The organism is Bacillus testis, from assembly GCF_001243895.1.
GTDB classification, from domain to species: Bacteria; Bacillota; Bacilli; order Bacillales; family DSM-1321; genus Bacillus_AD; species Bacillus_AD testis.
Map to the genome: position 1 here is coordinate 559,273 of NZ_LN851186.1, position 20,700 is coordinate 579,972.

Annotated in this window: 14 protein-coding genes, 1 pseudogene and 2 riboswitches; of the genes and pseudogenes, 14 read left to right on the top strand and 1 reads right to left on the bottom strand. The window is 42.9% G+C overall.

Translation table 11 applies throughout. The annotated features are described in order from the left end of the window. The first annotated feature begins 182 nt into the window (after positions 1 to 182). From BN1765_RS03380 to BN1765_RS03430, 11 genes are all read left to right on the top strand, one after another. A complete protein-coding gene (locus tag BN1765_RS03380; protein WP_050613842.1) occupies positions 183 to 1,487 on the top strand; it encodes a DUF5068 domain-containing protein in 1,305 nt (434 codons plus the stop codon). 208 nt (positions 1,488 to 1,695) lie between these two features. Beyond that, positions 1,696 to 2,655, top strand: coding sequence for an AAA family ATPase (locus BN1765_RS03385; protein ID WP_050613843.1), 960 nt, complete (start codon positions 1,696 to 1,698; stop codon positions 2,653 to 2,655). Further along, complete coding sequence (locus BN1765_RS03390) at positions 2,652 to 3,833, top strand: DUF58 domain-containing protein (protein WP_050613844.1); 1,182 nt, start codon at positions 2,652 to 2,654, stop codon at positions 3,831 to 3,833. Before BN1765_RS03385 ends, BN1765_RS03390 begins: the two co-directional genes overlap by 4 nt. Further along, a complete protein-coding gene (locus BN1765_RS03395) occupies positions 3,826 to 6,102 on the top strand; it encodes a DUF4129 domain-containing transglutaminase family protein (protein ID WP_050613845.1) in 2,277 nt (758 codons plus the stop codon). The genes BN1765_RS03390 and BN1765_RS03395 overlap by 8 nt, the downstream gene beginning before the upstream one ends. Positions 6,103 to 6,145: 43 nt before the next feature. After that, positions 6,146 to 6,247, top strand: a riboswitch (purine riboswitch). Positions 6,248 to 6,536: 289 nt separating this feature from the next. Then, entirely contained in the window at positions 6,537 to 8,057 is a 1,521-nt protein-coding gene (gene guaA / locus BN1765_RS03400; protein ID WP_187119475.1) for a glutamine-hydrolyzing GMP synthase, read from the top strand. Positions 8,058 to 8,195: 138 nt separating this feature from the next. After that, positions 8,196 to 10,247 carry a restriction endonuclease gene (locus tag BN1765_RS03405; protein ID WP_050613847.1) on the top strand — a complete coding sequence of 684 codons (2,052 nt, stop codon included), beginning with the start codon at positions 8,196 to 8,198 and terminating at the stop codon, positions 10,245 to 10,247. Positions 10,248 to 10,832: 585 nt separating this feature from the next. Continuing rightward, complete coding sequence (locus BN1765_RS03410) at positions 10,833 to 13,745, top strand: ligand-binding sensor domain-containing protein (protein ID WP_050613848.1); 2,913 nt, start codon at positions 10,833 to 10,835, stop codon at positions 13,743 to 13,745. Positions 13,746 to 14,229: 484 nt separating this feature from the next. Continuing rightward, positions 14,230 to 15,573, top strand: a complete 1,344-nt coding sequence (gene nosD, locus BN1765_RS03415) for a nitrous oxide reductase family maturation protein NosD (RefSeq protein ID WP_050613849.1) — start codon at positions 14,230 to 14,232, stop codon at positions 15,571 to 15,573. Next, positions 15,570 to 16,031 carry a nitrous oxide reductase accessory protein NosL gene (locus BN1765_RS03420; protein WP_050613850.1) on the top strand — a complete coding sequence of 154 codons (462 nt, stop codon included), beginning with the start codon at positions 15,570 to 15,572 and terminating at the stop codon, positions 16,029 to 16,031. The genes nosD and BN1765_RS03420 overlap by 4 nt, the downstream gene beginning before the upstream one ends. After that, entirely contained in the window at positions 16,028 to 16,849 is an 822-nt protein-coding gene (locus BN1765_RS03425; protein WP_050613851.1) for an ABC transporter permease, read from the top strand. The genes BN1765_RS03420 and BN1765_RS03425 overlap by 4 nt, the downstream gene beginning before the upstream one ends. Continuing rightward, positions 16,842 to 17,573 (top strand): ABC transporter ATP-binding protein, encoded by a 732-nt coding sequence (locus BN1765_RS03430; protein ID WP_050613852.1) that lies wholly within the window; start codon positions 16,842 to 16,844, stop codon positions 17,571 to 17,573. Before BN1765_RS03425 ends, BN1765_RS03430 begins: the two co-directional genes overlap by 8 nt. 34 nt (positions 17,574 to 17,607) lie before the next feature. Here the strand turns inward: BN1765_RS03430 and BN1765_RS03435 are convergent, their stop codons facing one another. Beyond that, positions 17,608 to 18,243, bottom strand: a complete 636-nt coding sequence (locus tag BN1765_RS03435; protein WP_050613853.1) for a nitrous oxide reductase accessory protein NosL — start codon at positions 18,241 to 18,243, stop codon at positions 17,608 to 17,610. Positions 18,244 to 18,599: 356 nt separating this feature from the next. Further along, positions 18,600 to 18,701: riboswitch (purine riboswitch) on the top strand. A 137-nt stretch (positions 18,702 to 18,838) separates the two neighbouring features. Between BN1765_RS03435 and BN1765_RS03440 the strand changes: the two genes are divergently transcribed. The 3 genes and pseudogenes from BN1765_RS03440 to BN1765_RS20650 form a co-directional block, all read left to right on the top strand. After that, positions 18,839 to 20,170 (top strand): NCS2 family permease, encoded by a 1,332-nt coding sequence (locus BN1765_RS03440; RefSeq protein WP_050613854.1) that lies wholly within the window; start codon positions 18,839 to 18,841, stop codon positions 20,168 to 20,170. Positions 20,171 to 20,324: 154 nt separating this feature from the next. After that, complete coding sequence (locus BN1765_RS19935) at positions 20,325 to 20,489, top strand: hypothetical protein (RefSeq protein WP_154666073.1); 165 nt, start codon at positions 20,325 to 20,327, stop codon at positions 20,487 to 20,489. Next, positions 20,476 to 20,595, top strand: a pseudogene (locus BN1765_RS20650) (transposase); the annotation flags it as partial. The gene BN1765_RS19935 and the pseudogene BN1765_RS20650, both read left to right, overlap by 14 nt. Between the last annotated feature and the right edge of the window lie 105 nt (positions 20,596 to 20,700).

Sequence of the window (20,700 nt, forward strand, 5' to 3'; positions counted from 1 at the left end):
CTAAGACTACCACTTCAACATCGGAGTGAAGACAAAAAAATGTTGTGGGAGATCAAGGTTTCCTGATTTTTATCATAAAGAGTCATCATTGTCCTAATGAAAAACGGAAAACGTGAAGCATTTTTTCTTGTAACAAAAATATAGTGAGTAGTATGAAATTTTAAGCCAAAGGATGATTAGGGATGGGAAAAATGAAGGCTGTATGGATGAGTATGCTGTCTGTTATGTTCTTGCTGGCGGCATGCGGCAACGATGAAAAGACATCGGGGGAAAAAGAGGCCAAAAAGGAAAAGGAAAAAACAGAGGTAACCGCCAAGGTCGATAAAGAAAAGGCTGCAGATGACCAAGAAAAGACGAAAGATGATCAAGATGAATCGTCTGAGACCGCCACTGACGTAAATGATGAGCAATCATCCGGGCAGTCTTCTGACATATTCAACCCAGCCATAGCAAAAGAGACAGAAGGAAATGTAGAAGTCGTATACACCAATAATGATGCGAATTTTATAAAAGATTTCAATGGGTTCAAGGTTTCTGTTGATGCTTACCAAATTGTAAAGGTAACAGATATGAATGAACACTCGAAAATCTGGTTTGATGATCAAATAGATGGATATGTCATCACTTCAAAGGTGACAATCGAAAACGCAACTGATAAAGCCAAATACTACAACAATACACATAATATCCGCTTGACAAGCACGACTGACTATATTCCCAGCAAGTCGCGTGATCTCATGGATAAGGATAAGATTGTAAAATCCAAGAAAGAGAGCGAAGTATCCAAGTACGCAGCAGGAGAAAAGGTCAGCGGATTTGTAACGTTTGCCTTGTCCAACGCTGATTATGAAGCAATGAAGGCGGTTCAGCCTAAGTATATTATTGAAGGCGGAGTGGCGGATGATAAATCGTTCGCCGGCAGCGTCAGAGGGGAAGGGAACTTCGCTTTCATCTATAGTGATGAACAAAAGAATGAAGTGGCGAACGCAGACCAGTTTTATCCGGATAAGCTGACGACTGATAACTTTGGAGAGAAGAAGATGATCTTCGGGAAAGCAGGCATCAATGAAACGCAAGCAATCGATAAGGTGAAAGTGACGTTGGAAGGGGTTCAGTATGCTGAATTGATCCCTAATGCGACGAATAAACCGCGCTTTTCGAATTTCGGCGATAGCGGGATTGTCGCGGTGACGGTTAAGCTGAATGTCGATAATCAATCCGATACTCCGATTGATCTTTCCTATACTAGTGCCACACTGCAAATCGATAATGGCCGTGGCAGTGCTATATCGGATGGCATGGTGGAACCGCGGGAAGATGGCCCGCTGAAACCAGGCGAGAAAAGGGAAAAGTATGAAGTCTTCCTGTTCCGTAAGGATGAATTCCAGATCTTTAAGACATTTGCTTTAGAGTATGGGCCTTTCAGCGGTACGGATGCGAAGCGTCTCTTTAAAGAACGGAGGATTACTTTTAACCTGCCGAGGTAAAGTGACCTGCATGTAACTAATGAACAGATAGGAACGTAATATGGTGTATCCGTCTGAATAAAGGAGCAGAGCCGTTCACGGGCTCTGCTCCTTTTATATGCCGATTTTCTTTTTCTGTGGGAAAGAAAGGATAAATATGTAAAATATCCGCCTTTTATTTACAGAAATATGAGATAATTAGATAAATACTGCAATGCAGGAGGTAGGAATGATTAAGAAAGTAAAGCATCCCATTATTGAAAAAATTCTTCGCAATATAGATCAAGTAATGATCGGCAAAAGAAATGTAGCCGAGTTGAGCCTGATTGCTCTTTTGTCGGAAGGGCATGTCCTCTTGGAGGATGTTCCAGGGGTAGGGAAAACGATGATGGTAAAGGCGCTTGCCGCCAGTATCGGTGCAAGCTTCAAACGGATTCAATTCACACCCGACCTGTTGCCTTCCGATGTAACCGGCACCTCGATATACAGCCAGAAGGAACAGGAATTCATTTTCCTGCCCGGCCCTATTATGGGGAACATCATCTTAGCTGATGAAATTAACCGAACCTCGCCGAAAACACAGTCGTCGCTTTTGGAAGGAATGGAAGAGGCTAGTGTAACGGTTGATGGAGTGACCAGAAAGCTGGAGCAGCCTTTCTTTGTCATGGCTACGCAGAACCCGATCGAGTATGAGGGGACCTATCCGCTTCCGGAGGCGCAGCTTGACCGTTTTCTGTTGAAAATGAATATGGGTTACCCAGAGCCGTCTGAAGAGATTGATGTTCTGTCGAGTGCACAATTCAATCAACCGATTGATCAATTGCAGCCGGTTGCCACGTTGGAAGAGGTCCGTGCTATCCAGGATGAAGTGAAGCAAGTCCACGTCGATTATATAATGAAGCGTTATATTGTCGATCTGGCGAATCGGACACGCATACACTCTTCCATTTATCTGGGGGTCAGCCCGCGGGGATCAATCGCCCTCATGAAAGCATCCCAGGCCAATGCCCTTATGAACGGGAGGGATTATGTCATTCCTGATGATATCCATTACCTGGCTCCTTATGTATTTGGCCACCGTATGATATTGAAGCCTGAAGCGAAGTACAGCGGCACGAGTGCGGAGGAACTGGTAACCGCTATCCTGGCGCAGGTTCCCGTGCCGGTCCGGAGGCAAGTGAAAGAATGATGAGAGCTTTATATACCCGCGCGGTCCAAATGCTCAAAAAAACGCTGCTCACTGTATTGGTGATTCTTTCTTTCATGTATGCCATGTTCCAGGGAGGCTTTGTCAGCTGGTTTTTATTTTATGGCTTCATTCCTTTTTGGGCCTATCCATTGGCATTATCTTTGTATCCAATCAGAAAAGTGACTGTGGCCAGGCGTTTTAACCGGTCAGAATATAGCGGAGGCGACCGTATGACTGTGGAAGTGACAATCCGTAGGCCTCGCTTCTTGCCGCTTCCTTTCTTAGTGGTGGAGGATTTCCTGCCAGACCGTTTGGCAAGCCGGGCAGGCGGCAGCCAGAAGAGGATGGTCCAATTGCTGTTGTGCAAAGAGAGAACTTTTACATATGAAATTTCCGAAGCTGTCAGGGGAGAACATATTTTTCCCGGGATATCGGTTGAGACGATGGATTTACTCGGGCTATATGAAAAGGCGGCCTTTATTTCATGCCCTCATACCATCCTGATCTACCCTGATTACCGGCGTGTGGATATCGATCAGCTCGACGCTTTTTATGAGCAGGGAGAGACGGCTTCGTCTGTCCGTACACATGGGGAAAATACAATTGTATCTGGCGTGCGCAATTATATGCCGGGCGACCGTTTGTCATGGATCCATTGGAAAGCGACTGCCCGGCGGAATGAAATCATGACAAAAGAGTTTGAAGAACGCAAAAGCCAGGATGCTGTCGTCTTACTGGATATGCATCCTGCCGTACAGTTCGAGGAATTGGTGCGATTTACAGCTTCCATTGTCCATACGATGCTTCTGCAAGGAATAGGAGTGGCCTATACATCGCTTCAAAAGCCAGCTTTGATGTACCAAGTGGGAAAAGGAGAACAGCAACGTCGAAAAATCATGTATGAATTGGCAAAAGCCACTGAAACAAACAGTGAACCGCCGGTTGATCATCCAGCTGTCATGCTCGGCCATATGCCGTATATAGTCGTGTCTGCCCATTTGACTTTAGAATTGATCGGAAAAGTGGCAGCCCTCAAAGGCAGCGGAATGGCGACTGTCTTTTTGCTGGAAGAGGCAGCGGCCCAACAGCAACTGACTAGAAAAGCTCTGGCAAAAGGAATTGTTTGCCGTTTCATCCCGAAAAGCTGGGACCGGGAGGAGGTGGCAGAACGTGCATAGCAGTATGATGGGCAAACTGCCGCAGTTTTATTTTTACTTTTTGGGCTATCTAATGCTTTTGGAATGGTTGCGTCCGCTTAAAGTTATATCGGATGTAGGCTATTTGCCGATTTTTATTGTGTTTTCCATTATTCCGTTTGTAGCTTATCTATTTTCTGTGAAGCTGATGCCAAAAATGATTATCCTGGCAGGCTTCATTCTGATCTCGATTTATTATATTTATTTCAGCGGCACTATTCTATTCAATCCCACTTGGCTGCTGCAGTTGGCAACTGATATCATGGCAAGCTGCCGATCTTTGTTCACCGGTGACTTCGACGCTATCACCAACGATTTTAAAACGCTGCTGTTTTTCATTCTTTTATGGATTATGACCTATTTGATTCATTATTGGATTTTCGTTCAGCGCAGCATCTTTTTATTCTTTTTTATCTCGATTCTATTTGTGGCGACTTTGGATTCGTTCACTCTTTATGATGGAGATCGCGCTATTTTGCGTTTGTTTATGTTCGGCCTGTTGATGATTGGCAGTTTGGCTTTATACCGCAAGTCAGAACAAGGAAAGCTGCAAGTGGATAAGAAGCTGATGGGTCTCTGGTTTCTTCCGCTGGTAGGCACGATCGTCTTTGCCTGCGCAATCGGTTTAGCAGCACCCAAGTCAGGTGCCTTATGGCCGGATCCGGTCCCATTCCTGAAGTCTTATTCAGATAAATTCACAGAAAACGAAACCCATGTCAGCAAGGTTGGGTATGGTGTGGACGATCGCAGGCTTGGCGGAGGATTTGAGAAGGACGATACGGTCGTTTTCAAAGCGACAGTCGGGACGAAGCATTATTGGCGTGTGGAGTCGAAGGATTTTTATACAGGGAAAGGGTGGATCAAATCCCCTGGTGAAAAAGCGGAAAAGGCGTCTTTCCGGAAACTCATCCCTATTTCGGAGAGCGATGGCTCCTACTACAATAAAAAAGTTTCAACCGACTCATATAAAGACAAAGTGAGTATAAAGCTGCTTTATGACCATGTCCCTTATCCAAACCCGGCAGGTTATGTAACGATTGACGAAAGCGATGATCCTATCGATTATCAATATGACCCGATCAGCACAAAAGTAATCAGTGTTTCAGGCGAGAAGAAAAAAGCGTTGGAGCAGTATGGACTCACGTATACAGTTCCGATCTATAATGTGGATGAATTGAAGAAGGCAGACCGCTATATAGAAGAATGGGAAAAAAGCAACGGTAGATTTCCGGATGGGGAGACATATTATAACGTGCTGAAGAACTATTCCGGTGTAAAGGATGATGACCTACAGCTTCCAAAAAATCTCCCTGATCGCGTTAAATATTTGGCGAAAGAGATCACCGCTGGCCGGACTACCCGCTATGACAAGGTAAAGGCGGTCGAGCAATATTTCGATCGGCCGGAATTTGTGTATGACCGCAAAGACATTCCATACCCGAAAGATGGCCAGGACTTCGTCGATCAATTCCTTTTTGAGACACAGAGAGGTTACTGCGACCATTTCTCCACATCAATGATTGTTCTGCTGCGGTCATTGGGGATTGAATCCCGCTGGGTGAAGGGGTACACGCCGGGCGAGTTGGCCAAGAATGAAGGCGGCTTGAGTACATACGAAATCACCAATAACAATGCCCATTCATGGGTGGAAGTGTATTTCCCTTTCTTTGGCTGGGTGCCGTTTGAACCGACTAAAGGGTTCAGTAATGATGCCCGCTTTGTCTATAATGAATCGCGGATGAATAAGCCAAAAGACGAAAAAACGGATACGCCGGCCAGCAATAGACCAGCGACCAAAGTCCAACCACGAAAAACCGTACAGAAAGAGCTGGCAGCCGAACCGAAGGATGCTGCAGCGAAAAAAGAAGTTAATAAAGAAGAAACGTCTCTGGCCAAACCGATCCTTCTCGGCGTAGTCGTCATCCTGCTTTTCGTATTGGTCTATGCGCTGCGCAGAAAATGGATGCCCCGCTTATGGATTCTGGTCTTCCGCTATACATCAAAAACTGATCCATTCGAATCCGCCTATAAAGTGTTGTTAAAAGAATTGAAACGGTACGGCATTACCCGTGAGCAAGGGCAAACGCTCAGGGAATACGCAAGATACGTGGACCAATATTTTTCAGGCACTGAAATGGGCCGGCTGACAGAGCAGTACGAGAAATATATATACAGTGGAAAACAACAGGAGGCAGACTGGCAAGAACTCTTTGTGTTGTGGAGGAAGGTTATGGAAAAAACAATAACTTGACCTCGTTTTTAAACACTTGATACAATAGGGTTTAGTTTTTATTATTAATTTCATATATTTCCTTCGTATATCCTCGATAATATGGTTCGAAAGTTTCTACCAGGGCGCCGTAAATGACCTGACTATGAAGTGAGCAAGCAATCTGATCTATGCCTTCTTTATTACAGGCTTTTTAGGTGCTTGCTTCCTGAGGAACGATTGGAAATAGACTAGACTAATGCATACGGATTTTTTCCAGTGCAATAGGTTCTAGTTTTTTCTTTATTCTTTTTTATAATTGGAGACACTGTTATTACTTGTTATGTCGAACCGGCAAGTGTTAATATGGGTCCATTATACGTTCAGTGCTAACACTGGTAAGCACCAGTGCGTTTCATAAAATACAATCAGAGGTGACGTTTGTGCCAGGGAAAAAAGAATTGCAAAATCAGGAAATGATTGTTGTCCTAGATTTTGGTAGTCAGTATAATCAACTAATCACAAGACGTATCAGAGAATTCGGCGTGTATTCAGAATTACATCCGCATACCTTGACGATGGAAGAAATTCAAGCGATGAATCCAAAGGGGATCATCCTTTCAGGCGGTCCGAACAGTGTATATGACGAATCTTCATTCCGCTGTGATGAGCGCATTTTCGACATGGGCATTCCTGTATTCGGCATTTGCTACGGCATGCAGCTAATGACCACCCATTTCGGAGGCAAGGTTGAAAAAGCGAGCCACCGCGAATACGGAAAAGCCACATTAAAAATCGAACATGAATCTAAATTGTATGCAGACCTTCCTGCGGAACAGATAGTCTGGATGAGCCACGGAGACTTGGTTACCGCTACTCCTGAAGGCTTTGTGACAGATGCTACAAGCGTGTCTTGCCCAATTGCTGGAATGAGCGATGACTCAAGAAAACTGTACGCTGTTCAATTCCACCCAGAAGTACGCCACTCAGAATACGGCAATGATATGCTGAAGAACTTTGCATTCAACATCTGCGGCTGCCACGGGGAATGGTCAATGGAAAACTTCATTGAAATCGAAGTGGAAAAAATCCGCAAGACAGTCGGCGACAAGAAAGTGCTTTGCGCACTTAGCGGCGGTGTTGATTCATCCGTTGTCGCTGTATTGATCCATAAAGCAATCGGCGACCAATTGACATGTATTTTCGTAGACCATGGCCTCCTTCGCAAAGGGGAAGCAGAAGGCGTTATGAAGACCTTCACAGAAGACTTCAATATGAACGTCATCAAAGTGGATGCCCGCGAGCGTTTCATGAAGAAATTGGCTGGCGTATCCGACCCTGAGCAAAAACGTAAAATCATCGGTAACGAATTTATCTATGTATTCGATGATGAAGCGGCAAAACTTGAAGGCATCGACTTCCTTGCCCAAGGAACGCTGTATACAGACATCATCGAAAGCGGAACAGCCACTGCACAAACGATCAAATCACACCACAATGTTGGCGGCCTTCCTGAAGACATGCAATTCACGCTGATCGAGCCGTTGAACACACTATTCAAGGATGAAGTCCGTGCACTAGGAACAGAACTTGGAATGAAAGACGAAGTCGTTTGGCGCCAGCCTTTCCCAGGCCCAGGCCTAGGAATCCGCGTCCTTGGCGAAGTCACAGAAGAAAAATTGGAGATCGTCCGCGAATCCGATTATATCCTTCGCGAAGAAATCAAAAAAGCCGGCCTTGACCGCGACATCTGGCAGTACTTCACAGTCCTTCCTGATATCCGCAGCGTAGGCGTAATGGGCGACGCCCGTACGTACGACTACACAATCGGAATCCGTGCCGTAACATCCATCGATGGCATGACATCCGACTGGGCACGCATCCCTTGGGACGTCCTAGAGAAGATCTCAGTTCGTTTGGTGAATGAAGTACCGCATATTAACCGCGTTGTGTATGACATTACTTCTAAGCCACCTGCTACTATTGAGTGGGAATAAGTTCATAGGGTTACTATGTGCCCGAAAGCCCTGATATTCCTGGGCTTTCGGGCATTTCTAATATTACGTTACAGTAAATTGCAACAATTTTGCAACACACGTTGATTTAAAATTTATCAGTACATAAGGGGAATTTTTATGTATATTGCAGATATTCAACAACAAAAGATTGAATGGCGAAGAAAAGGATGGTCAATTCCTGATCTTAGAGGAAGCAAGCAAGAATGGTTTTCTCTGGTTAAGGAATTGATTGGATTAGTGGGTAATGGACAAGCGAGTGATTTGGATGCCCAACCGGAAACAAATATTACCTCTGCGTATACATGGCGCTCATATGCGTCTTTTTTGAAAGGAATGGGCCTGGTAAGTAATCGGGCGGGCGTATTAAGTTTAACAGAGGCTGGCGTAGCTTTTCTAGGTAAACCGACAAAAAGGCATTTAGCCGACTTAATGCAAAATAAAGTTCGCCTTTTTGGCGAAACATTGGGTATTTTAGATAACGCTCCAAAAACAATTGAAGAAGTTGATAAACAGCTATGTGAAAGTTTTAGATTGGAATGGGCCAATCTAAGTAATACACGGCGAAGAATGGATTGGCTCGAGGTTTTTGATTTGATACATGACATTGGAAACAGAAAGTGGAGTTTGACAGATATGGGAAAAGCAGCTCTTAATGAATGGAGTCTTGTTACGCCAGCTGTTTTAGAGTTGCCTGATGCTGAACCAAGCGATATAACTATTGCCGATCCACCCACAGAAATTGCATTGCTTTTACAGCATTTAATTGATACGCCGGAAGCACATAGAAAGCGTAGCACATATAACATTTGGGTTCCTAGTCCAAACCGTATCCACAATTTGAGGGTTATTACTCAATTCGCTCTTGAGAGAGTTTCCAGAACGGATTTGTTCCAGTTTGTTGAAGATGAATTTAACCTCAAAAAGAGCAGTGCTGAATCGATGTTGCCTTTCTTAAAGGCTTCAGGACTTTTGGAAGAAGTTGGGCGATGTGTTTACATTGCAACACCAGCGGCTAAAGCATGGTGTGAGAAAGGTAATGATTTAGATTTTGTACGGATTCTTCACGCAAATATGCGTTTTGTTGGAGAAGTTATAAATGTCGCAGAAAATAATATTATTCGCAATGATGTTTATGCTCAAGCAAAAAAATACAACTTAAACACCGAAAAAGTCCGATGGATTGTTGGCTTTTTACTTGAAGCTGGACTTTTAGAAGAGCCACAATATCTCCACTTGAAATCAACGCCTCTAGGGAAAAAGTTTGTTTCTACTTTGCCTTTGGCGGACTCTGTAACAGAAGAAGTGTCGCAGGAAGCGGAGAATACAAATGCGATCGATGGAAACAACAATACCAATAATTCACACCCTGCTGAGTATGAAGATATTTTTACCAGATTACAAGTATCTGCACGAGATCCTATGGCCGAAGGAAAAGCTTCTGGTGTGGCATTCGAAGAATCCATTGCTGAAACTTTTCGCTTTATGGGATTTGATGCAAAACGAATTGGAGGGTCAGGCGACACTGATGTAATTGTTCGTTGGAAAGACAGCGACGGAAAAAGTGTTATTGCAATAGTCGATGGTAAATCTAAGTCTGGGGGAACTGTATCTCATAGTGATATTAGTGATGTGGCGATTGACACACACAAAGACAAGAATAATGCAGATTTTGTAGCTATCGTTGGTCCGGGGTTTAGTGGAGATACTATAAGAAACCATGCTCGCAAGAAAAGTTTTGCTCTTATTACAGATGTCGAGTTGATTGAAATTGCACGCACTTCTCATAAACTAGGATTATCTTTAGAAGAGATTGCTCTTATCTTTCAAGTTCCGGATGGTCTTTCTCATCTTGATGAACTGATGACCGCAAAGCAACGAGAGATGGATATTATCACACTTGTGATTTCCAAGTTTGGGCAGGAGCAAGAAATGCTAGGCAGTTTATCAGCTCGCGATTTATATCTCTTGTTACGTTCAACAATTGTATCCCCGTCTTTAGATGAACTGATAACTGTGTTTGAAACACTCTCAAGCCAGGAAATAGGTGTGTTGTCTCCTGTGAAGAAAGCACCATTTTCTGAAAACACAATGTATGTGCTGAATGGTGAAAAGAGAACTATCAACAGATTGCGCGCCTTGGCATCTGCTATAGAAAAAGGGTTAATATAATTTGCAGTTTGCCGGGAAATGACAAAGCCACCCTTAATTATCCTTTTGCCATTATTGGAACCTTTTTGTAACTAAAAATCAGATAAATAATATAGACGTATAAAATTTTCCCAATATGGGAGTGATTTTGGATTATTTAGATTTAATAGAGGTAAAAAGAGAAACTCTAAAAGTAGTGGGCAAAATTACAAAAATTTGTGAACCCACATAAATACTGGGTTTATGGGGACAAAGTCCAAAATGATAATAAAAAAGGTTTGCGGCAACAATCTGAAACGATCTACCACAACACTTCCAAGACGACTCTCTTATTACCCGAATGATGGGTAGAAAAGAGGGTCTTTTTTGATGTCAAAAGAAGTGATTGCCGATGTAAACCTTGATCAGGAAGTGTGGGAAATAAGCCAATTATATCTGTCTGAAGGGATGTTTTTGATCTTTAAGAGAGAACAATAAAGATAGTCCTTTCTATGTATAGTGGCTAGAGCAGATTCACTGTTAGAATAGTACAAACAACTTTCAGAATAGTTTCCATCTTTTTGCGTAGTATGCGGATTCATGTAAACAATGAAAGGGGACGAGAATTTGAAAAAAGTCTTTGCGTGTATGTCGATGTTTTTGTTGATGTTTGCTTTTGTGCCAATGCTTGGAGATGAGGAGATTGCCGAAGCAGCAGGATCTTCGGGAAATGGGCTGGGCTCGCCGGTTGAGCTCGGGAAGCCATTTGTCATTCCAGATACAGTGCCGGCTAACCAGCCAAATGATGATATGGGCATGCCAATCGGCACAAGGCAGACGATTGATGCTGCATATGGTGTGGAAGACGGTATAAATGTGATGTACACAACGGTGACAGGAAGTCCTACGGCAGGGCAGTCGGCTTCCTTCAATGTAGTCGATCTCGACAATCGGCGTCTGCTTGGTGTGTATCCGCTTACAGGTACGGCGAATGCCTGGACCCACGTTGTTTCGGCAAAAGGAAAGGTCTACATAGGGGCGTCCAGTAAGGTCTTTATGTATAATCCCGAAACAAAGACGGTAGAGGATTTGGGAATGCCAATCGGGGGGACGGGTGCCATCTATTCATTGGTGAGCGATGAAGAAGGCAATGTATACGGAGGCGTCTACTCAACATCAAGCGGCGGCCGAGTTTTCAAGATTGATGCTGAGACAAATGAAATAACAGATGTGCTCGGCAAGCCGGTCGATGATGGAACTGCCCCTGGAGATGATGGCAAGAAGGAAGACTATATCCGTTCATTGGCTTATTATAAGGGCCACCTATACGCTGGGACAGGCTCTGCTAATGGTAGGGTTTGGAAAATAAATCTGGACACAAAAGACAATACAGCTTTAGATTTGCCTGGGGATGCCAATGACCCGATTTATAACGGAAAATACAATAGCATGGGCTTTGTATATGGGATGACTGTTGTCGATCACTATTTATTTGCTTTCTTCAATGGCCCTTTTGCGATCCTTGTGTATGATTTGGAGAAGCAGGAATGGAGGGACGGCGGCATTAGCAATGTCAGAGGGTTGCTGGCAGTCACTCCTGCATATGATGGAAAAGTCTATACAAGTAAAAAAGATGGCTATATGTGGCGTATAGATGTGGAAACACTTGAAGAAGAAAAGGCATACGCTTTCGATGGCAGTGTAAGAAGCTCGGCTTGGATGAATATCAAAAATCAACCGAATTTTCCTGATACCTCCATGGTCACTGTCTCCTTTGATGGCAAAGCGGTTCTTTATAATCCTGTTACAGGTAAACGAGAAGCGATGGAGCCATTGGTGGAAAAGCAGGCAAATAATATACAGGCGCTTGAAGCAGGGCCGAATAATGACCTTTATATGAGTTCTTATATGGGAAGTCTTGGTGCCCATTATGATCCGTCCGCAGGCAAATTTACAACGTTCAATCTGGGACAGGCAGAAGGAATCGGCTTTCTTGGCTCTACGGCCTATTTTGGGATGTACCCAAAAGCAAGCGTGAGTGCTTTGAATACGGAAACACCTATAACTGAAACGTCAACTCCCCGGACGCTTTTCAACATCGGTAAATCACAGGATCGGCCGTTCGTTTTGACAAGCGGAGCGGGCAAGCTTCTTGTCGGAACGATCCCGGAATACTCCCTCCTCGGCGGAGCCATCGCAGTGTATGATCCTAATCTCCCTGGAGAAGTGGATGTCACAAGAAACGTTGTGCAGGACCAGAGCATAACCGGCCTCTTATACCATAATGGACTCGTATACGGTTCCACATCGATTCACGGAGGATTAGGGGGGGAGCCCACAGCACAAAAGGCAAAGCTGTTTATTTGGGACATGAAAACAAAGGAGGTTTTGCATGAATGGGAACCCGAGCTGCCGGGAACAAAAGGAGAGATGATCAGCGGATTGACGCTAGGTAAGGATGGGCTCATCTATGCGGCAATGGATGGATATGTATTCGCGTTTAATCCGGAAACCAGGGAAATCGTGAAAAGTGTAAATGCTTATCCCGAGGTGACAAGCTATGGGAAGTGGCGCCCTGTCCACCAGCGCTGGAGCAATGACGGGCTTCTGTATTCAGATGTTGCCGGGAAACTGACGGTCATTGATACAGAAACCATGCAAAGCAAAAAGCTGTTCGATCAAATCGCCCTTTTCACCATTGCGGATAAAGAGAGAATTTATACAGCGCTCGGGCCCACTATATCGCGTTATGAAGCCGTACAGCCGGCAGACCTGACAATCGAGTTGCCTGATACATTAGAAATCGATCAATCCTTGCCTATGGCTGTAAAAGGTACTTTGTTCGACTGGAAAGTAGACCTTAGTGATTCAGCTCAAATAGACATATCTGACCCAAGTATCGTAAAGTGGGAGGATGGCATGCTTCATGGGCTGAAAGAGGGCCAAGTAGAAGTAAGGGCGACTTTCAGAGGAGTGACTTCTTCAGCCATAGTGACAGTGATTAAAAAACAAGCTGGCATTCAAGTAGTCAATGGAGATTTTGAGCAAGCAGCAAAAGATGGAATCATTCCTGGCTGGTCAAAATACAAGTTCCAGGAAGGGAAATCTCAGGTTGATCTTTCTAACGTCCAAGTACAATCAGGTCAAAGTTCTATGGAAATAACAGACAGTAGTGACCACGCCAATGAATTCACAGCCGTTCGCTCAAGTATGATCCAAATCAATCCGAATATGCAATACAGCACAAAAGTGTATGTTTATCTCGATAGCCCTCCAACAAATGAACATCCAGGGAAGCCATACACAATTAGCGATGCCAAAGTGATGGTCCGTTATTACGATGAAAACGGGCAGGAGTTAGGAGCAACTGGAGACCTGGAAAAATTAATCCGGGAGCCGCAGAAAAGATGGGAGCAGGTTGAAATCAGAAGTAAGGCACCCGCACAAGCGCACTATATGTCCATCACTCTGGCAGCAGGGGAGAAAAAACTCGCAAAAGTCTATTTTGACGATGTAACTGTAACACCTATTAATGAATAGTCCTTCCTAATTATTATACGATCTCCTGCAAGGTAAACAGAGAGAGCAGTAATAAAAACTGCTTTAAATCGTTTGGAATGACATCCGACTGGGCACTCAGCCCTTGGGTGATAGCTTAATGCCTGCAAACTGTATTGATCAGCTTTGCAGGCATTTTTTTGTGAAAAAAGGTATTGCAAAATAAGTTGTCATTAAATCTTTTGCTGCTTCACTATGTTTGTTTGGCCATGTGGTGTTTCCAGTTCCGGAATCGAAGGCGCACTATTCTCATCAATAAATAGCATTTATTCCCTGTCATAGTCCCCCTATGTTAAGGATGAAAAGGAGTTTTTTATAACTAAATTAGATCAATCGATAATAGAGGGGACGCATACTGGTGCCTATGCACATTCCAATTAACTCCCTTCATGTAAAAAACATTTATTTTTCAAAATTATCGCATATTTGATTGGTAATATTAGGCGGAAGGGAGGTCGGTATGAGAATGGTTCATAAAAGATGGGGGTTGTTCGTTATTTTTCTGATTGGTTTATTCATTCCTTATACTGCGGAAGCGGCTGACATAGACGTTTCTCCTAATCAATCATTGCAAGAAGTCATTGATCAGGCAACAGCAGGCGACACGTTACAGTTAGAGAAAGGAATGTATAAGGGACCGATTACAATTACAAAGCCTCTGCGGATTGTAGGGGAAGAAGGGGCCACTCTCTACGGGGGAGGCAAGGGAAACGTTATCACCGTAAAAGCGGATAACGTAGTGATAGAAGGCCTGATAATCGAAAAGAGCGGGATCAGGAAGAATGAAAGCGCCATTTATATAGAAGAAGGAAATAACATTACAGTCCAGAATAACAAAATGCTCGATGTGATGTACGGAATCTATATATTGAATGGCCGGAATAATACTATTAAGAATAATCAAATCGAAAGTTATGAGATGCATTTCTCTAAAAGAGGAAGCGGTATCCATATATATAAAGGGAAAGGGAACCTCATTAAAGACAATAGAATTGCCCAAGTGCAGGACGGTGTGTATTTGGATCAGACAAAGAATGCCAAAGTGGAAGGCAATACAGTTGTTGGCTCCCGGTATGGCTTTCATTTCATGTTCAGCAATGATATTGAAATTACAAAGAACCGTCTGCAGTCAAACATTACCGGACTTATGATTATGGATTCTTCTGACGTTGCGATCACTGATAATACAGTGATGGTTCAGTTCCATGTACGAGGTTTCGGTATTTTAATTTATGATAGTAAACACCTTTTACTGGAAGGTAATAACATTAAACAAAACAGCACTGGGCTATCATTAGAGAAGACGGTCGACGTCCAGATCAAGCGAAATATTATTTCGGGGAACCAGGTCGGATTAGAATTCATCGGTAAGAACGACAATAATATTTTTACAGAGAATAACTTTATTACGAATGTTGTGCAATCGAAGATTACCGATAATAAAATGCAATTGGATAACGGCGAGCGAGGGAACTATTGGGATGATTATTCCAGCTTTGATGTTACGGGTGATGGCATTGGAGACGTAACGTACAAAGCAGGTTCCTTGTATGATCAGCTGCTAGACCGGCAGCCGTATTGGCAACTTTTCTTTGAAAGTCCCTCTATTCAGTTATGGAGTAAAGCAGAAACGCTATTCCCATCCATAGGAATTGCGGATGTATTTGACGAAAAGCCATTGGTGCAGCCTGTGAAACTAAGTGAGAATCCAGGGGGCGACGTAAAACGAAATTTAGCAGCGCTCTTACTTGCTATTCCTTTTCTATGCTTTTCCATCATAATAATTTGGTTAGGAAGGAGCTTTAAATGAAGAAACGTATTAGTATACTAGCACTGATGCTTTTTCTTTCGGCATGCGGGAAGGGACCATCATTTGAACCGGAAAAAATCAATCCGGAAGTGGATATATGTGAAATCTGCAATATGAGTATCTCGGAGGAAAATTATGCAACACAGTTGATCTCCAAAGATGGAGATGTATATAAGTTCGATGATATTGGCTGCATGTATGAATTCGTGGAGAAAGACAAACGAATTGCGGATAAAGATATAGCGAAGCAATATGTCCGTGATATGGAGAACGGCAAGTGGCTGGAAAGCAAGGATGCCTATTACGCCTACCACTCCGACTTCTGGACACCGATGGCTTATGGTGTAGTCTCATTTGAGAATGAAGAGAAAGCTAAGCGATATATTGAAAAACAAGGAAAAGGTGAAGTTTTCAACTTTGAGCAGTTATCACAACATAAGTGGGGATGGGAGAAATGATCATAAACCTTGCCAGACAGCAATTTACATTAATTATTCGGAGCAAATGGCTTTTCACATTCGGTTTTTTGTTTGCGTTCCTGTCGATTTTTATTAGTTACTTCAGCAATACAGGAGATTCGGGATATCTAGGCTTCAATCGTATGACTGCAAGTCTGCTTAATTTGAATTTACTGCTGATTCCGTTGATTTCTTTATTGGTCGGAGGGCTTTTTTTGTCCGGTGAGAAAGAAGACCGTGGCTTGATGCTTATGTTGACATATCCTGTTCCAGTTTATGCTGTCATCATAGGTAAGTATATAGGATTATTCATCTCGCTTTGGTCTGTTATAACGTTTGGTTATGGGGCGGCAATTTTGATGATGTATATGACGGCAGTAGACACATCCTTAGGAGTCATATTGCAGTTCTACCTATTCTCATTATTGCTTTCGGCCATCTTTCTAGCTATTTCGATGTTGGTCGGTTTGCTTTCGAAGACGAGATTTCAGGCTCTCGGAACAAGTTTGATCATTTGGGCCTTTATGGTGTTGTTCTATGAATTCTTGGTGATGGGCATTAGTTTGGTTTTTTCGAAGCAATGGATTTTATCGATGCTATCGGCATCCATTTTCTTTAACCCTGTCGAGCTCATTCGGGTGTGGGCGATTCTATCGATGGACGGAGTAGCTGTATTTGGGCCGAGCCTATATGATTTAACGATTTGGGCTAGCGGCTGGAAAGGTCAATTGCTGTTTATTTTCTCAAGTTTGCTATGGTTAGCAGCGCCTTTAATGGCCAGCAGCTTTGTGTTGAAAAGGAGAATAGGCAATGAGTAAATCAGTGGAATTGAAGCATTTAACCAAAATATATACCAAGGACAGCAGGGTGGAGGAAATCAGCTTTTCGATTCATCAAGGTGAAATTGTAGCGTTATGCGGTGGGAATGGAGCAGGGAAAAGCACACTGATTAAAATGATCACAGGGATTATTAAGCCAACAAGCGGGCATATTGAGGTGGACGGCAAAATCGTGGATCCACTTAGTCTCGACTACCGTCATACATTCTCTTATATGCCGGATGATATGCTATTCCCAAGGCAATTATCAGCAATTGAAGTATTGTATTTCTTCGCTCATTTGCGGAAGGTGCCTAAAGAGAAAGCAGTGGAAGTATTAGAAATGGTTGGTTTATACGAGGAACGCAATCGGCTCATTAAACATTTTTCTAAGGGAATGCAGCAGCGGCTTTCTTTTGCACAGGCTTTGCTTGCCGATACGCCTTTCTTGATTCTTGATGAACCGACAAATGGGCTGGATCCTTTCTGGGTATATCGATTCAAAGAAATCATGCATGAAGAGAAAATGAAAGGCAAGGCGATTCTTTTTACAACACATATTCTCACCCTGGTGGAAGAGATTGCGGATAAGGCTGCTTTTATTGAAGGAGGACAGCTTGTTCATTTTAACGATGTTAAGGAATTAACAAATCAAGACGGTCGCAAAGTATCGCTTGAGAAGGTCTTTTTTGAACAGCAAGTACTGAGGTCGAAACAGCATTGAACATAAGAGAAAGCAGGAGCCTCTGCTCCTGCTTTTATTCGTGCCCGTTTGATTCAGAGTGGTCATTCATTTCTGTCTCGGAACCATGGTGTTCATTATTGTTCATGTTTTGCATTTTCTTTTGATAGCGTTCATTAGCTACTTGGTCAAGATCATCTAAAGTGGCAATAACGGCATGTTTATCTTGATGATCAGTGATGAATTGATCGGCTTCTTCCTGTGAACTGAAGAATGAGTAGCCGTATTTCATCGGTGTCATTTGATCGGACTTCACAACGACTGCTTTGTCGGTTTCTATCCAATCTTTTGTGACCGCATCTCTGACCCATGTTTTCTCATACTGCTCATCTGCTGTTCGTTGTCCGTTCAATAAGCAACCTGAATCATCGAAGAAAAGGTGCTTGCCATCTTTTGTTACTGCTTGAGCGGTGAAGGCTCCCATTTCATCGGTTCTCGTATACACTTTCATATTGCAAAATGCGCATTTACTGTGATTGTGCGGCTCAGTGGGATCCACTGCATGGGTGGCTGTATCTGTAGTCTTTTGCTCTGTTTTGGATTCAGTCGCTGCTTTGTCTTTTACCTTGGTTGTGTTTGCTTCATCATTTCCACATGCTGTAATGAAGACAAGAAGTACCACTGACACAAAAAGCATAGCTAGTTTCTTCATTTTTTATCCCTCCAACCCTTATTCTTCTTCAGAATAACAATAAATTGTGTTAGATATTAGAATTTTCAATATTATTTGTGTGTAAACAACAAATAGGTCTAAATATGTAATAAAATTGACTTTTAGGCGCATTTTTATCCTTTCATTTAGTATGGATAGGCATCCTGCATATGGATGTTTACTTAAACATCGTCAACCTTAAGAATGTAAAGAAATCAGAGTAAAATTATAACTTCCGATAAAACGGACTGTAATAGAATTCAACAGAAGACGAACTATAAAAAAATATTTGTTTTTATCGTTCGGGTTTTATGTTGACAACTCATAGTAACGTTGGTACTATGAGGATAGAAATGATGTAAATATATTTTGCTAGTCGTATATCTTTGGGGATATGGCCCAAAAGTTTCTACCAAGCTGCCATGAACGGCTTGACTACGATGAATGCCCTATATCTATCTTGATGTGCATAGCTATAGGTCTGTTTATCATTGAATGTCAAGCTCCGTTCTGTTGTCAGAACGGGGCTTTTTATATGGGGATTTGGGAAAACTCATAAGGTATTACCACTACGAATAACGGAGGGAAAACAAGAATGAAGAAGTATTTTCAGTTTGAACAGCTGGGGACGACCTATGGCCGCGAAGTCGTCGGTGGGATTACGACATTCCTTGCAATGGCTTATATTCTCGTTGTTAACCCGCTGACATTGACATTGCAAAGCATCCCGAATCTTCCGGCTCATTTGCGGATGGACAGCGGAGCGGTTTTCGTCGCAACCGCATTGGCTGCTGCAGCGGGAAGTATTTTAATGGGGATTATTGCCCGCTATCCGATTGCGCTTGCACCGGGTATGGGATTGAATGCATTCTTTGCTTATACCGTTGTATTGACATACGGTATTCCTTGGCAAACAGCACTTACAGGTGTCTTGATTTCCGGTATTATTTTTGTTCTTTTATCTTTATCAGGCATCCGTGAAAAAATCATCAACGCGATTCCGCTGGAACTGAAACATGCGGTTGGTGCGGGGATCGGTATATTCATCGCTTTCATTGGTTTCCAGAATGCAGGCATTATCGTAAATGACGATGCGGTGCTTGTTGGTCTTGGCGATTTGACAAAAGGCAGCACATTGCTTGCTATTTTCGGTTTGGTTATCTCTGTTATTTTGATGACAAGGGGATTTAAAGCGGCCATCTTTATCGGGATGATCATTACATCTATTGTCGGTATGATTTTTGGCCTGATCGAAGTGCCTAAGCAAATTGTTGGTGCAGTGCCTAGTCTGGAGCCAACCTTTGGAGCGGCTTTCGAAGCATTCAAGAGCCCTGGCGATTTATTCAGCGGTCAAATTCTGATTGTTATTTTGACATTCTTATTCGTTGCCTTCTTTGATACGGCGGGCACATTGGTGGCAGTGGCGCAGCAAGCTGGCCTAATGAAAGGCAATGAGCTTCCTCGTGTAGGAAAAGGATTACTGGCTGACTCCCTTGCGATTGTAGTTGGTGCTATTTTCGGTACTTCAACCACTACATCTTTCGTTGAATCGACTGCGGGTGTAGCGGCAGGAGCGCGTTCCGGTTTTGCGGCGATCGTTACAGGTTTATTATTCATCCTGTCGATTTTCTTCTTCCCGGTACTATCCGTCGTGACATCAGCGGTGACAGCTCCAGCTCTGATTATCGTCGGTGTATTGATGCTTTCTTCTATTAAATATATTGAATGGGATAAGTTCGAAATTGCTGTGCCTGCCTTCCTGACTGTGACGACAATGGCATTGACTTATAGTATTGCCACAGGTATTGCAATGGGATTTGTCTTCTATCCGATTACTATGATTGTAGCGGGAAAAGGGAAAAAAGTTCATCCGATCATGTATGGTTTGTTTGTGATTTTCCTTTGCTATTTCATCTTCTTAAAATAAATGGCTAGAGGCTGGGACAAAACCCTCCTCTAAAATGAAAAAGCCGGTGAAATTTTACAACGAGTAAAATTTCACCGGCTTTGATTTTTTTCAAAATAAAATAAGGACATTCTCTGTCAAAATTAAGTTACCACACCAAATCAAACAGAAAGAAGTGTCCTTATGTTTAAAGATTGTTTGGAAGAAATCCATCGAGAAGTATCATCAGGGATTAATCGAAAAATCAAACCATCTATATAAAGAGCTGCTTAAAAATGAAATCATGCCTCAAATTGTACAGGAAAGTGAAGAAGAGTTAACGGTGGTTCTTGAAGGCTAATTTGCATTTCAATCGATTTTCAGTTCGAGGAAAATCGAAAGTTGAAAATGAAATGGATCTTGCGTTAATGGCCGTGAATTTACGGAAATACATGGCCAACCATTAAGTATGAATAGAAAAATAGAAAAAAGTGAAATTGAACGCACTCAATTTCACTTTTTTCATTATCTGAAGCTAGTTATGTCCCAGCCTCTTTTTATACATTTAAAAG

Excerpts from the sequence above, each read along its gene's own strand:
- BN1765_RS03380 (WP_050613842.1), top strand. The coding sequence starts at position 183 with ATGGGAAAAATGAAGGCTGTATGGATGAGTATGCTGTCTGTTATGTTC.
- BN1765_RS03385 (WP_050613843.1), top strand. The coding sequence starts at position 1,696 with ATGATTAAGAAAGTAAAGCATCCCATTATTGAAAAAATTCTTCGCAAT.
- BN1765_RS03390 (WP_050613844.1), top strand. The coding sequence starts at position 2,652 with ATGATGAGAGCTTTATATACCCGCGCGGTCCAAATGCTCAAAAAAACG.
- guaA (WP_187119475.1), top strand. The coding sequence starts at position 6,537 with ATGATTGTTGTCCTAGATTTTGGTAGTCAGTATAATCAACTAATCACA.
- BN1765_RS03405 (WP_050613847.1), top strand. The coding sequence starts at position 8,196 with ATGTATATTGCAGATATTCAACAACAAAAGATTGAATGGCGAAGAAAA.
- nosD (WP_050613849.1), top strand. The coding sequence starts at position 14,230 with ATGGTTCATAAAAGATGGGGGTTGTTCGTTATTTTTCTGATTGGTTTA.
- BN1765_RS03420 (WP_050613850.1), top strand. The coding sequence starts at position 15,570 with ATGAAGAAACGTATTAGTATACTAGCACTGATGCTTTTTCTTTCGGCA.
- BN1765_RS03425 (WP_050613851.1), top strand. The coding sequence starts at position 16,028 with ATGATCATAAACCTTGCCAGACAGCAATTTACATTAATTATTCGGAGC.
- BN1765_RS03430 (WP_050613852.1), top strand. The coding sequence starts at position 16,842 with ATGAGTAAATCAGTGGAATTGAAGCATTTAACCAAAATATATACCAAG.
- BN1765_RS03435 (WP_050613853.1), bottom strand. The coding sequence starts at position 18,243 with ATGAAGAAACTAGCTATGCTTTTTGTGTCAGTGGTACTTCTTGTCTTC.
- BN1765_RS03440 (WP_050613854.1), top strand. The coding sequence starts at position 18,839 with ATGAAGAAGTATTTTCAGTTTGAACAGCTGGGGACGACCTATGGCCGC.